Annotated in this window: 11 protein-coding genes and 2 pseudogenes; 9 read left to right on the forward strand and 4 right to left on the reverse strand. The window is 61.2% G+C overall.

From position 1 onward, the window contains the following. The first annotated feature begins 82 nt into the window (after nt 1–82). The 4 genes from BMX67_RS16740 to BMX67_RS16755 all read left to right on the forward strand — a co-directional run bounded on the left by BMX67_RS16740 (nt 83) and on the right by BMX67_RS16755 (nt 3,925). Nucleotides 83–994 carry an NAD(P)-dependent oxidoreductase gene (locus BMX67_RS16740; protein WP_090737429.1) on the forward strand — a complete coding sequence of 304 codons (912 nt, stop codon included), beginning with the start codon at nt 83–85 and terminating at the stop codon, nt 992–994. Continuing rightward, nucleotides 994–2,529: an aldehyde dehydrogenase family protein gene (locus tag BMX67_RS16745; protein WP_090737431.1), complete on the forward strand. Its 1,536-nt coding sequence runs from the start codon at nt 994–996 to the stop codon at nt 2,527–2,529. Before BMX67_RS16740 ends, BMX67_RS16745 begins: the two co-directional genes overlap by 1 nt. A 142-nt stretch (nt 2,530–2,671) precedes the next feature. Further along, the gene (locus BMX67_RS16750; RefSeq protein WP_245739503.1) at nt 2,672–3,442 is read left to right on the forward strand and encodes a DUF3100 domain-containing protein; all 771 of its coding nucleotides are present in this window, start codon (nt 2,672–2,674) and stop codon (nt 3,440–3,442) included. A gap of 3 nt (nt 3,443–3,445) precedes the next feature. Then, on the forward strand, nt 3,446–3,925 hold the full coding sequence (locus BMX67_RS16755; RefSeq protein ID WP_090737436.1) for a hypothetical protein: 480 nt from the start codon (nt 3,446–3,448) through the stop codon (nt 3,923–3,925). 849 nt (nt 3,926–4,774) lie between these two features. Here BMX67_RS16755 and BMX67_RS16760 read toward each other — a convergent pair. After that, on the reverse strand, nt 4,775–5,236 hold the full coding sequence (locus BMX67_RS16760; protein WP_090737438.1) for a hypothetical protein: 462 nt from the start codon (nt 5,234–5,236) through the stop codon (nt 4,775–4,777). Nucleotides 5,237–5,326: 90 nt separating this feature from the next. After that, nucleotides 5,327–5,682 (reverse strand): annotated as a pseudogene (locus BMX67_RS16765) (IS110 family transposase); the annotation flags it as partial. A gap of 386 nt (nt 5,683–6,068) precedes the next feature. On the opposite strand from BMX67_RS16765, the gene BMX67_RS16770 reads away from it, so the two are divergent. Further along, the gene (locus BMX67_RS16770; protein WP_090737440.1) at nt 6,069–6,497 is read left to right on the forward strand and encodes an FKBP-type peptidyl-prolyl cis-trans isomerase; all 429 of its coding nucleotides are present in this window, start codon (nt 6,069–6,071) and stop codon (nt 6,495–6,497) included. A 264-nt stretch (nt 6,498–6,761) separates the two neighbouring features. Here BMX67_RS16770 and BMX67_RS16775 read toward each other — a convergent pair whose 3' ends face one another. Together BMX67_RS16775 and BMX67_RS16780 are read right to left on the reverse strand one after the other, a co-directional pair. Continuing rightward, nucleotides 6,762–7,175: a hypothetical protein gene (locus tag BMX67_RS16775; protein ID WP_342707928.1), complete on the reverse strand. Its 414-nt coding sequence runs from the start codon at nt 7,173–7,175 to the stop codon at nt 6,762–6,764. Nucleotides 7,176–7,222: 47 nt separating this feature from the next. Continuing rightward, nucleotides 7,223–8,005, reverse strand: a pseudogene (locus tag BMX67_RS16780) (recombinase family protein); the annotation flags it as partial. A gap of 260 nt (nt 8,006–8,265) precedes the next feature. Here BMX67_RS16780 and BMX67_RS16785 point away from each other — a divergent pair. The 4 genes from BMX67_RS16785 to BMX67_RS16800 all read left to right on the forward strand — a co-directional run bounded on the left by BMX67_RS16785 (nt 8,266) and on the right by BMX67_RS16800 (nt 12,920). Continuing rightward, nucleotides 8,266–9,213: a Bug family tripartite tricarboxylate transporter substrate binding protein gene (locus BMX67_RS16785; protein ID WP_090737445.1), complete on the forward strand. Its 948-nt coding sequence runs from the start codon at nt 8,266–8,268 to the stop codon at nt 9,211–9,213. A 111-nt stretch (nt 9,214–9,324) separates the two neighbouring features. Next, nucleotides 9,325–10,893: a sulfatase family protein gene (locus BMX67_RS16790; RefSeq protein WP_090737447.1), complete on the forward strand. Its 1,569-nt coding sequence runs from the start codon at nt 9,325–9,327 to the stop codon at nt 10,891–10,893. A 29-nt stretch (nt 10,894–10,922) separates the two neighbouring features. Beyond that, the gene (locus BMX67_RS16795; RefSeq protein WP_090737449.1) at nt 10,923–11,444 is read left to right on the forward strand and encodes a tripartite tricarboxylate transporter TctB family protein; all 522 of its coding nucleotides are present in this window, start codon (nt 10,923–10,925) and stop codon (nt 11,442–11,444) included. Between the two features lie 9 nt (nt 11,445–11,453). After that, entirely contained in the window at nt 11,454–12,920 is a 1,467-nt protein-coding gene (locus BMX67_RS16800) for a tripartite tricarboxylate transporter permease (RefSeq protein WP_090737451.1), read from the forward strand. Nucleotides 12,921–12,953: the final 33 nt, after the last annotated feature.

Here is a 12,953-nt window from a genome sequence, read left to right on the forward strand (position 1 = left end):
CTATCTGTGAACACTGATCTTCCGGTTAGCTGTGTAAAACGCTGGCCGAAACTGGCTGGCCGCGCACAGTACAGGAGATCACATGGCGACAGAAACAGGCAGATGGGCCGGGGTGATCGGACTTGGGTCCATGGGTTTCGGCATGGCGTCAAGCCTTCTCCGCGCCGGGTTCGAGGTCGCAGGCCATGATCCTTCCCCCGCGGCGCAGGACCGTGCCCGCGAGGCGGGTATTGCGCCGATGGCAACCGCCGAGGATGTCTTCGCCGCGGCAGAGGTGATCGTGCTGTCGCTTCCTACTGCGGCGCATGTCCTAGACGTCATCGCCGCGGCTCAGGACGCGGGACAGCTTGGCGCAAATGCCCGGGCCAGGGTCATCATCGACACTTCCACCTCCGAAGCCGAGGTTAGCCGCAAACTTTCCGCAGCGCTTGACGAACGGGGACATGGCTTCCTCGACGCACCGGTCAGCGGCGGCCCCGCGGGCGCGGCCTCGGGGCAGCTTTCGGTGATGCTGGGCGGCGACGAGAAATGGGTCGCCGCGGCGATGCCTGCTCTAGAGGCGATGGCGGCGAAGATCCTGCATGTCGGCCCCAGCGGCGCCGGTAACGTCGCGAAGCTGGTCAACAACATGCTGGTCGCGAGTCACATGGTCACCACGCTCGAGGCGCTGCGGCTGGCCGAGGCGGCAGGTGTGGGTGCCGAAGACGCGCTGCGGGTCATCAACTCGGCCACCGGGCGCAGCGCAATCTCGGAAATCCACTACCCCAACTGGGTGCTGCCGCGCAGCTTCGACAGCGGATTCAGCACTGGGCTGATGCGCAAGGATGTGCGGCTTGCCCGCGAGCTGGCGCAAAGCGTCGGTTGCGCCATGCCAGTGGCCGACCTGGTGGCGGAGCTCTGGGCCGAAGAAAACTCGGGCCTGAAGGATGCTGACGATTTCATGCACATGGGCGATCCCGCGGCGGATCGCCCGAGTTATAAGGACAGCAAGTGATGGCTAAAGACATCATCGACACCGAAGCCCGCGTGGCGGAACTTCTAAAGGCCCTTACCGGGTCGGCCGAGGTGCAATCCTGGGTCGGCGGCGCACTGGTGCCGGGCACCGGGCACGGGCTGGAGCTGACCGACCCCGCGACTGGCAAGGTGTTTGCCCGCTACAAGGACGCCGGCACCGAGGTTGTTGCACAAGCCGCAGAGGCCGCGACCCGCGCGCAAAGAGAGTGGTTCGCCAAGACCGCCTCCGAGCGCGGCCGCGTTATGTTCGAGATCGGCCGCCAGCTTCGCGCCAATGCCGCCGCCCTTTCGGAGCTGGAAGCCCTTTCCTCGGGCCGTCCGATCCGCGACACCACCGGTGAACCAGCGCGCATGGCCGAGATGTTCGAATATTACGCCGGCTGGTGCGACAAGATCACAGGCGACGTGATCCCTGTCCCTTCGACGCACCTTAACTATACCCGGCACGAGCCACTCGGGGTGGTCAGCCAGATCACGCCGTGGAACGCGCCGCTGTTCACCTGCTGTTGGCAGGTGGCCCCGGCGATCTGTGCGGGCAACGGCGTGATGATCAAACCGTCCGAGCTGACGCCGCTGTCGTCTATCGTGGTCGGCATCCTTTGTGAGAAGGCGGGCGCGCCCAAGGGCCTCGTCAACGTCATCGCCGGCGATGGTCCGAACTCCGGCCAGGCGATGATCGAGCATCCGGCAACGGCGCTGGTGGTCTTCGTTGGCTCCGCCGAGGCGGGAACCAAGATTGCGGGTGCGGCGGCGAAACGGCTGGTTCCCTCGGTACTGGAACTGGGCGGCAAGTCGGCCAATATCGTCTTTGGCGATGCTGATCTCGACCGTGCCGTGGTGGGGGCGCAAGCAGCCATCTTCGCCTCCTGTGGGCAAAGCTGCGTGGCGGGATCGCGCCTTCTGGTGCACAGATCCGTTCATGCCCGGATGGTCGAGAAGCTGAGCCTTGCCGCAGGCAACATCCCCGTCGGCGCGCCGATGAACCCGGCAACGCAGATCGGACCGGTCAACAACGCCCGGCAATGGTCGAAGATCGATGAGATGGTGCGCGAAGCAAGGGCGCAGGGCGCCGAGATCACCAGCGGGGGCGGCAAGCCCGAGGCACTTGCGGAAAGCGGCGGCTTCTTCTTTGCCCCCACCGTGATCGACAGGGTGACACCGCAGATGACCATCGCCAATGAAGAGGTCTTCGGTCCGGTGGTTTCGGTCCTGCCGTTCGACACCGAGGAAGAGGCCGTCGCGCTGGCCAATAGCACGCCCTACGGTCTTGCCGGCGCGGTCTGGACGCAGGACGTCGGCCGGGCGCACCGCATGGCGGCGCAGATCCGGGCGGGCACCTTCTGGGTGAACAGCTACAAGACCATCAACGTCATGTCGCCATTCGGTGGCTTCGGACGCTCGGGCTATGGTCGCTCGTCGGGCCGCGAGGCTCTGGCCGCCTACACGCAGACCAAGTCCGTCTGGGTCGAGACGGCCGCGACCCCGGCGCAGGGCTTTGGCTACGCGCCGGGCTGACGCATCCCGAGATCCGTCTTTTCATGAAGCTGCGGACCGGGTAAGCGCCCGGTCCCGGCCAACACGCCCCTCGAAGGGCACAGCAGAGAGGTTCCTCATGCCCATCAAAGACATCCTGACCGACTGGCGCCTGCATGGCAGCGTGTTGGTCATCACCGTGATCGCCGAGCTTGTCGGCGTCATCGCTGTGCCTATCGGCATCGGCTCGATCCTGCTGTTGCCCCTGCTCTATGCCTTCGTCATGGCACTATTGATCAACCCCAACGTGATCTCGGGCGCACGCGCGCTTATCCGGGATCGCCAGGTGCACGCCGCCTCGCCGCTGATCGTGATTGCGATCATGCCCTTCATCGCCAAGTTCGGCACGATCATCGGCCCCTCAATGGAGCAGATCGTCGCCGCCGGTCCGGCATTGATCCTGCAAGAACTCGGCAACCTCGGCACCATCGTGCTGGCATTCCCGATCGCCGTGCTTGTGCTGCGCATGGGCCGCGAATCCATCGGTGCCTGTTTCTCGGTGGCACGCGAGCCCAATATCGCGATCATCGCCGACAAGTATGGTCTGAAAAGCCAAGAGGGCGCCGGCGTCATGGGCGTCTATGTCATCGGGACGCTTTTCGGCACGTTCATCTTTGCCATCCTTGCGTCGATCCTTGCAACCAGCGGCGCCTTCTCGATCGAGGCGCTGGCCATGGCCTGCGGCATCGGCTCGGGCAGCATGATGGCGGCCTGCTCCGGTGCTCTGGTACACGCAGTGCCCGAAATGGAAGAGCAGATCCTTGCGCTGGCCGGCGCGTCAAACGTGCTGACCTATGCAACCGGTCTCTACCTCTGCGTCTTCGTGGCGCTGCCGTTGACCGAGAAACTCTACGACCTGCTGGGCCGCAAAGAACCCTCGAAAGCCGGAGCCTGAACCATGAATGACATCCGCACTGACGACATTGCTCTGAACGAGGAACCGCGGCTGGGCCTTGGCGCCCATGCCGCAGCGCTGGCAGTGGTCTGCGCCATTGCACTTGTCGGCAACACCGTGGCGACCGATAACACCGTGCCGCAAGGGCTGGTCGGGCTGATCATTCTGTGGGTGATGTGCATGATCGGTATGCTGCTGACCAAGTTCATGCCGTTCAAGCTGCCTTCGGTGGCTTGGATTTCCGCCATCGGCATTCTCGCCACCATGCCCTGGACCCCGGGCAGCGCCTGGGTCCTCGACAAGGTCAGCCACGTGAATTTCCTGACGCTGGCCACGCCCTGCCTTGCTTATGCCGGCATCGCGATCGCCAAGCGCGAGATCGAGATCGCCAAAGCCTCAGGCTGGAAGATCGCCGTGGTCGCCGTGTTGGTGATGACCGGCACCTACGTGGGCTCGGCCCTCGTGGCGCAGGTGTTCCTCTGATCAGGCCCTGATCTCTGCCACGGGCCGCGCTCAACGGCCTGTGGCATCCATACGCCGTGGGGCAGCATATGACTTGCGGTCCTATCTTGTGGTCGTCGCAGCGAAATCCGCTTTCCACCCTTCCACCAAAACCTCTCGCGAGCGCGGCACAGATCGAAACGTCGCGGCGAATGGCAGGAAAGTCCGCATAGCTGCCGCCAGTGTCGCGACCCGGCATCGACGCCAAGAGCCCGTACTCACCGTTTCTTCGTCTCGAACGAAAGTCCAGTCTGTGAGCGATGGACAGAAAGATGACAAAATCAACCAGAGTTTTGCCAAGGGTTTGTGGTTGAAGATTTTTCAATGTTTTTTGTCGCTTCTCCGAGAGTGACAAAACGATCGTTTACGGCAATTGGCTAAGAACAAGGCACTGCTTCAGGTTGACGGTGATCCGTGCGAAAGGCAGGCGACCTCGAATCGTGATCTCCGTTCCTCCGGGCCGAGCGCTGACGCTGACTTGGCTCATTTGGCTGAGGCGGCTGCCACTCCGCCGCATGACAGGTACCAATCCAAGCCATCGCACCGCGCAGGCGCAGCATTCTACAGTCGGAGAGAAAAAGCGGCGTGGAGGTCGGACCGCGGCGGGCGCTCTGGCGGTGTGTAGTGAAGGTCCGGTACTAAGCTACCTCAAGTGGAATGGGGTTCAGACCCAAAATGAACCGACCCTTGTGAAGTCGGCTTGCTCATGGTGTTCGCCTAACCGCATGGATTTCCGATGTGAATCCTTCACCGGTCTGGTTCTGCAATAACGCCGCGGCAACGCCTCTATAAACCCTTAAAGCCCGTCGTCTTAACGCGATGTCGTAGCCACTATTGAGGCGTGGGTGGATGTCTATGAACAAGATAGATGCCGACCGCCAATATGATTGCATGAGGCAGCGCGACGCTCGGAACGAAGAGCAGGCCTACGAAATCCAAACTGACATACTCTTGCTCCCAAAGACCGATCAACGAGAGCGTGGGCTTGTCCGTGATGGCACAGGTTGGTTCAGCTTCAAGTGTCTTTAGCGCCCCTAAATAGGCATTCTGAAAGCTCTTCCAGTAAGCATCCATCCACCAAAACGGGATCACTGACAGCGATGCTATCCACAGGGCCGTTTTTCCCAGCCGGCCAACCATCTGTGAATAAATTGCAACAATCGTAGCAAGGCCAATTGTCACGGACCAGCCCTTGATGGTCAGGGCCTGCTGGTTAAAGCTCTCGTAGGTTTCGAACAGAAGCTGATATTCTGCCCAAGATATCTCGCATGCCAACGTGAACTCCTTGACCACATTGCTTCAATGCTGATCGTTCTCGTGCCTTTCTTCAAGTCCCGTACTGATAATATGGGCCTACAGCGCGAGCTGCGGAGATCAACGCTGTCTCTGGGCCGCTCTCTCGCTCTTCCCGGCGAGAAACCGCATCGTCGGACGCGCCGCCGCTTCTGCGATCGCCTCTGCATCCGCCATATCGTTCTTCTGGCGCTTTACGAACGGCTTCACGTAGGCGGGTGGTATCAGCCGCACCTCGTGGCCGAGATCGCCGATTGCCCGGCCCGGTGATGCGAACTGGCACGGGCTTCCATCGCTGCCACGCACAGCGGCTGCGCAGCCATGAACTTCAGCAGTTCCGCGCGCGACAGCTTGCGGCGGAAGACCACCGATCCGTCCGCTGCGGAACCATGCGCTTGAAACACGTTCTTGGCCAAATCAAGGCCGATGATGCTAACTTCGCCCATGGACGCTCTTCTCTGTAGCGGTGCTTCAACACCTGTCATCATGGCACATCGATGCCGCCGGGGGGCGTCCACTCCATCGCCTACGCTGATCCTGACGCAGGCCCTGATCTTCCTGCGGGATGCGGATTCCGGCAGCGCCCTGCGCTGGCCTTGGTGGCTTCTCACCGACAGCGTTCTAGGCCCCTTATAAAACGCGCGCGGCGCTCAGCGGCCAGCTTGGCAGCGCGCTCTGGACTTGCGCCGGATCAGAAACGGCTCAAGACCACATAATTTTTCGTAGTGGTTTACATCCGGTTGCATGATCCCCAGCTTTTGCTGCGAGTGATCGAATGATCCGCGTGATGCGCGGCCTCGATATAGCGACAATCTAGGAAAGGACATGCCACATGGCACAGACGAAACCGGGCGACACACTGCATCTGCACTACAAGGGTACTCTTGATGACGGCACGGTTTTCGACAGTTCCGAAGGCCGCGACCCGCTCTCGTTCGAGCTCGGCTCGGGTCAGATCATCCCGGGCCTCGAGGCCGGCTTGAAAGACATGGAAGTGGGCGAAAAGCGCACGGTGCGCGTGGAACCCGCAGAGGCATATGGAGAGCATCAGGCTGATCGCGTGCAGGCCGTCGACCGCGCCAATATCCCTGATCATATCCCGACGGAACCGGGTACGCAGCTGCAAGTCCAAACCCAGGACGGGCAGGCTGTTAATGTCGTGGTTGCCGAGGTGACCGATGACGAGGTGTTTCTTGACGCCAATCACCCGCTGGCCGGCAAAGCCCTGAATTTCGATGTCGAACTGGTCGCTATCGCCTGAGGCAAGCCCCCGGGTCCCAGTTGTGAAAGCGCGATGGCGATCGGCTATTGAGGCTGTTCGCCGTCGCGAACGCTGACCAGCGTTTTAACACTGTCCGCAAGTGCGAGACGAGCGTTCCCATTCACGTGCTACTAGTTCCGTCGCAGCACACCCAAAAATCGCCGGTTCGCGGCTGGGCAGGACTGCGTATTTTAGCAGGCTGATCTGGCAAACAGGGCAGGGGCCTGCTGGTGATAGGTTCAGCGCACGGCATAAAAGCTGAAATCAAAGCTTATTTTGCCGCGCTCGACGCGAGCTGTCCGAAGATCTGACGCTTTCGCCGATCCCATAAGGCAGGCTTGCGCAAACTTGTTCACGGGGTGACATCATGAAGTGCTTTCTCTGATCACGCCAGTCGGACGGGAAAGGCTCCAACAATCTGGCTAAGGGGGGGTGTCGCTTGGCGTTCCCCTCGAGCAATGTCTCAACGATGTCCGGCGCCAGAAGTGTCAGTCGTAGAATTCGCGTCATGTAGGACGACGCGATAGCCTCGTACCGAGCAAGATCGCTGACTGTTGCGAATTCGCCGGATTCGAGCAGTTTCTTCCAGCGAAAGGCTCGACCAAGTGCTTTTTGTATGGTGCACGTGTCACGCAGCCGGGCTTCGATCTGCGCGGGCAGGCTGTCGGGTAAAACCATTGCCTTCCGGCCGCCTCGCTTGACGATCCGAAATGGTACGTTCAGGGTTATGGTTTCATCGGTGGATCCAATCCGCGTGATGCCGCTTGACCTGTCCCACGGGCTTTCAGCTCTTCGGCCAGTCCGCTCATGCCCTCGACCCGAAGATGGAGCTGCAACCCGTCCAAACCTACCTCGACGCGGTCGACAAGCCGCGACACGATTCGAGCCTGCTCGCCGGGAAACAGTTCGTCCCAAAGAGCATCAAACTGACGGATCGCCTTGAAAGCGTCAGCTTCGGAGAGCCCGACATTCTGCAGTTGCGCAGTTTTCCAGGTTCCTGCAACGATCTCCGGCTGACGGAACACGGCGCGCAACTGATTGATCACTGCCGACTCGATTTCCCCAGCCGAGACGCTGCCTACTGTGCAGGACCCAGCACCTTGCTTCAGGACAGTCTGGCTGACGTAGTATCGATAGAGCTTTCCTTGCTTGCGGGTATGAGTAGGTGAAAACGGAGCATTGTCCGGGCCGAACAAAAGACCTTTCAGCAGTGCGGGCGTATTGGCGCGTGTGCGGGCAGCGCGCTTGCGCGGGCTCTCCAGCAGAATGGTGTGAACCCTGTCCCATGTCTGGCGGTCGATGATCGCGTCGTGTTCGCCAGGATAGCAGTTGCCCTTGTGGACCGCCTCGCCCATATAGGTGCGGTTGTTCAGCATGCGATAGATGGTTTTCTTGTCGATCGGATTGCCACGTCGGGTGCGGACCCCCTGTCCTGCCGTCTCGCGCGCAAGTTCCGTGCAGGACCCAAGCTCGATGAAGCGGTCGAATATTCGGCGTACCTGCTCTGCCTCTACGGGTCCCCGACCCAGCTTTGAGAGCGACATGTCCACCTCTCACCCGACCGAGCATCAGGCGCTGATACTGTTCAGGAATCTCTGCCTTTGGTGGAAAGGTTCGTATTTCCGCTGCTGTCGCTCACCAGGGACACAGAAAGCAATCCAGAAAAACATTCCATTTTGGCATGCAATTTCGGCATATGTTATTGGATCGGCAAGTGAAGCGCGCTTAGAAGAAGTCGAGAACACATACGCTCGGGAGGAGAAATCGTATGTCCAAGGGTCTTTTCACCACGACGGCCGTCGCGCTCGCGCTTTCCAACACATTCGCCGGAGCTGTCGCGGCACAGGGTTTCCCGGAAAAACCGATCCAGGTCATCGTCCCATTTGCCGCTGGCGGCCAAGGCGACGTCATGGCCCGACTGGTCATCAAGCGCATTGAGGAAATGGCCCTGCTCGAGCAGCCGATGGTGGTGGTCAACGTACCGGGCGGCGCGGCGACCATCGGTATGCGGCAGGCCAAGGCTGCCGATGCAGACGGTTATACCCTGCTCTACATCCACCAGACGATGATGACGTCGGAACTGATGGGCACTCTGGACTTCAGTTACACCGACATGGTGCCGGTAGCCGAGACCAACTTCTCCTGCCTGCTGACCGCGACCGCCGAAGGCTCCGGCGTGGCAAATGCGCAGGACTGGATCGATCAGGCCAAGGCCGATCCCGGTGGCGTAAAGGAAGCCACGCTGGTCGGCAGTATCGCGCATTTCACCACAGCGATGTTCGCCAAGGCGGCGGATATGAAAGTGGGCTACGTGAACGCGGGCGGAGGGGCCGACCGCATCGCTTCCATCCTCGGCAACCACACCCAGACCGCAGTCGTGGTGCCGACGCCGGTGACCCGTAATCCTAAGCTAGCGGGGGTGGTTTACTATGGCGAGGAACGCCACCGCGACCTGCCCGAAGTGCCGACGGCTAAAGAACTTGGGCATGACGTCATCTCGTGCCTGGACAACGTCTGGTATGCGCCTGCGGGCACTCCGGAGGTCGTGGTTGAGATGCTGGCGGGCGTGTTCGAGCAGGTCACCAATGACGCAGCATTTGTCAAAGCCGTTGAAGCCAAGGGCGACGAAGCGAAGTTCCTCGCTGGTCACGCGCTGGATACTCATCTGGCCGCAATCTACGAGGACCTGTCCGCGGTCGCAGGCGAGCTCCGCTAAGCCGACAGGCAGACATCCGCAGGTGTGGTATTCGGGACGACGGGCCGTCCGACGGCGCGCCCTCTCTGAGTGAGAGGGCAGCGCACCTTATTTCCATTGCCAGGAGAGATTATGACCAAGACGCCCAACTTCCTGTTCATCGTGACCGATCAGCACCGTGCAGATCACCTCGGCTGTTATGGCAACACGGTCGTGAAGACGCCCAACATCGACAGCCTCGCGGCACGCGGCACGCGGTTCGACCGGTTCTACGTCGCCAACCCGATCTGCATGTGCAACCGTGCCAGTATCCTGACTTCGCGTATGCCCAGCCTGCATGGCGGGCGGCACAACGGAATTCCGTTGTCGCTTGATCACACCACCTTTGTCGAGCTGTTGCGCAACAAGGGCTACGACACTGCGCTGATCGGTAAGTCACACCTGCAGGGCATGACCGGGCTGCCTGCCACCGCGAAACGACAGCACAAGCCAGGGTTGGAACTGGCCTCCGAAGAGTTGCGCGAAGCCGTCAAGCGCCAGCGCATCGGTGAAGCCTATGACCAAGAAAGCGCCCTGCGCTGGCAGCGGGACCCCACCCATAGGGTGCGCACGCCGTTCTATGGTTTTGACGAGGTCAAGATCGCCGACGATCACGCCGACCTGGTGACCGGAGATTATGCCGTCTGGCTCAAGAATAACCACCCCGAACTCGAGGCGCTGCGTGGCCCGGAGGGGGCCATTGACGATGACCGCTATTGTGCGCCCCAAGCATGGCGGACGCAGATTCCCGAAGAGCATTACCCGACCGCTTGGATTGCAAACGAATGTCAGGACTTCCTGAAGGCCCGCACCAAGGAGGACGATCCGTTCTTTTTGATGATGTCCTTTCCCGATCCGCACCATCCCTTCACACCGCCGGGTAAGTACTGGGACATGTACGACCCTGACGAGATCGAGCTACCCGCCTCCTTCGGCAAGGGCGACATCCCGCCAATCCGCAACCTCCGCCGGCAACTGGCCGAGGCTCCTGAGGCCCGGGTGGGTCAGGATCCCTTTGCTGTCACCGAGCGCGAGGCGCGCGAGATCATCGCGCTGACCTATGGTTCGATCACCATGATCGACGATGCTGTGGGCCGGGTGCTCAGGACGCTGGAGGAGCAGGGACTTGCTGAGGATACTATCGTGGTCTTCACCTCGGACCACGGCGATTACATGGGCGACCATGGCCTGATGCTAAAGCTGCTGATGCACTATCAGGGGCTGATACGCGTCCCCTTCATCTGGGCAGATCCGCGCAGCCCAGAGGCCAAGGCAGACAGCGCACTGCGCAGCGCCATCGACATCGGGCCGACCTTTCTGGAACGCGCCGGCATCCAGCCGTTCACCGGCTGTCAGGGCAGCACCGTGCTGGAGCCGGTCGACCGTCAGGGCTTGATCGTCGAAGAGGACAGCCAGCGGGTGATGGCGGCCTTCGAGCGGCCGCAGCGGATCCGCACCTATGTCGAAAAGGACTGGCGCATTACCCTGAGGCATGGCGAAGACTGGAACGAGATGTACGACCTCAAAAACGATCCAGATGAGGTGACAAACCTCTGGGATCACCCGGACCATGCGGCCGAGCAGGCCCGCCTGGTTCAGAACATGGTGGTCGAGATGATCAACCTGCAGGACCGCGCGCCCTTGCCCACCTGTCGGGCCTGAGACTGCCGCGCCTTGGGAGGAGCACAGTGATGAAATACTTGATCGAAGAGCGCCGCGGTGAGGCGATCTGCCTGTTGCTGCTGCTGGCCACGGGGATTGCCCTGCTGGTCGGCGCAGCGGCGCTGCCCGCGCCAATGTTTGACCCGCTGGGCCCGGCCGGCCTGCCGCGCTACATCGCCTATCTGATGCTCGTTCTGCTAGCAGTGCGACTCGCCGCGCTGGTGCGCGAGGTGGGTGCCGAAACGGCCGAGCGCAGGCGCAACATGCTGGGCGCTGGCGAACGCGGCATTCCGCGGGCCGAGGGCACTGACGCACCGCAGTTCGTCAAGCTACTGCTTGTTTCGCTTATCACGCTGATCTACCTCGCGGCTCTGACATTCGGCGGCATTCCCTTCATCTGGCTAACGCTGGTGTTCCTCGCAGCCCTGGGGGCAGCGATGTCGGATGGATCGCCACGCAGGCTGATCGCCGTGGCGGCCATCGCCGTGGTACTGAGCTTTGCCCTGACCTACATTTTCACCGACGTGCTGTCGGTGGTCCTGCCGGAATAGGAACGTCTCATGCTTGAAGCTTTCATCAACGTCTTCGCCCCGGCGCCGATGTTCTTCATCTTTCTCGGCGTGCTTTTGGGCATTGTCGTGGGCGCCATTCCCGGGCTGGGCGGCGCTATGCTGATCGCGCTTCTGTTGCCGGTCACCTTCTACATGGACTCGGTTCTGGCACTGATGCTTCTAGTGTCGATATATGTAGGCTCAGTCAGCGGCGGGCTGATCACTGCGGTAATGCTCAAGATGCCGGGCACGCCCTCGGCGGTGATGACTGTTCTCGATGGCTATCCGATGGCGCAGCAGGGCCGGGCGGGCCGCGCCCTGTCGCTGGGAATCGTGGCGTCCTTTGTCGGCGGCATCGTCTCCTGGCTGTTTCTCGCTCTGCTGTCGCCTCCGCTTGCAGATTTTGCCCTGAAATTCGGCCCTTATGAGCTCTTCACCCTAGTTCTGATGGCCCTGGTGCTGATCGCGACGATTGCCGAGGGCACGCTGGTCAAGGGGCTGCTAATCGCGCTCTTCGGTATGGCGGTGGCGATGGTTGGGCCGGATGCCTCCTCTGGCGTGATGCGGCTGACCTTTGGTGTCGACGGCTTCAGCGGCGGGTTTTCCCTTTTGCCGGTTCTGCTCGGGGTCTTCGTGATCAGCCAGATCATCGAGGATGTCCTGAAGAAAGAGGTTCCGATCCGGCAGCAGGGCGGCAAGTTGACCGAATTCATGCCCTCGGCCGGCGACGTGAGGAGGCACGGCTCCAACGTGGTGCGGTCCTCGCTGATCGGCACTTGGATCGGCGTCCTGCCTGGCGTCGGCAGCGCGATTGCAGCCATCGTTGCCTATTCCACCGCCAAGAGCTTTTCAAAACATCCGGAGACCTTCGGCACCGGCGAAGAGGCCTGGGTCGTCGCGGCAGAGGCCTCGAATAATGCCTCGGTCAATGGCGCGCTGATCCCGCTGATCACGCTGGGCATTCCGGGCAGCGTCATCGACGCGATCCTGATCGGCGCCTTGGTGATACACAACCTGCAACCCGGGCCGTTACTGTTCACCAATTCGCCCGAGATCGCCTATGGCGTGATCGCCGCGGCGTTGGTCGCCAACTTCATGATGGCAGCGCTGATGTTTGCTGGGGTGCGGCCGATTGCGCGCATCGCCACTATTTCGCGGGCGTACCTGTTTCCGACCATCATAGTCTGCTGCGTGATTGGCGTCTATTCGCTGTCCAACAGCATGTCGAGCGTCTGGGTGATGATAGTCTTCGGCGTACTGGGCTTTCTGTTCCGGCGTGGCGGGTTCCCGATCGGACCCTTCGTATTGGGATATATCCTCGCGCCATTGGCCGAGAAGCAACTGCGCTCGGGGCTTATGCTCTACGATGGCGACCTGACACCACTTTTGACGCGGCCGATCTCACTATTCTTCGTCGTACTGACGCTGGTACTGGCCATTTGGCCTCTGGTGCAAGCCCGGATGAAGGCACGCTAGCTGGCATGATCCCAAACCAGAGGCAGCACTCTC

The organism is Paracoccus homiensis (genome assembly GCF_900111675.1).
GTDB classification, from domain to species: Bacteria; Pseudomonadota; Alphaproteobacteria; order Rhodobacterales; family Rhodobacteraceae; genus Paracoccus; species Paracoccus homiensis.

Bases quoted from the DNA above. Each gene is read 5' to 3' on its own strand.
- BMX67_RS16800 (WP_090737451.1), top strand. From the start codon at position 11,454: ATGCTTGAAGCTTTCATCAACGTCTTCGCCCCGGCGCCGATGTTCTTC.
- BMX67_RS16745 (WP_090737431.1), top strand. From the start codon at position 994: ATGGCTAAAGACATCATCGACACCGAAGCCCGCGTGGCGGAACTTCTA.
- BMX67_RS16770 (WP_090737440.1), top strand. From the start codon at position 6,069: ATGGCACAGACGAAACCGGGCGACACACTGCATCTGCACTACAAGGGT.
- BMX67_RS16795 (WP_090737449.1), top strand. From the start codon at position 10,923: ATGAAATACTTGATCGAAGAGCGCCGCGGTGAGGCGATCTGCCTGTTG.
- BMX67_RS16785 (WP_090737445.1), top strand. From the start codon at position 8,266: ATGTCCAAGGGTCTTTTCACCACGACGGCCGTCGCGCTCGCGCTTTCC.
- BMX67_RS16755 (WP_090737436.1), top strand. From the start codon at position 3,446: ATGAATGACATCCGCACTGACGACATTGCTCTGAACGAGGAACCGCGG.
- BMX67_RS16790 (WP_090737447.1), top strand. From the start codon at position 9,325: ATGACCAAGACGCCCAACTTCCTGTTCATCGTGACCGATCAGCACCGT.
- BMX67_RS16740 (WP_090737429.1), top strand. From the start codon at position 83: ATGGCGACAGAAACAGGCAGATGGGCCGGGGTGATCGGACTTGGGTCC.
- BMX67_RS16775 (WP_342707928.1), bottom strand. From the start codon at position 7,175: ATGGTTTTACCCGACAGCCTGCCCGCGCAGATCGAAGCCCGGCTGCGT.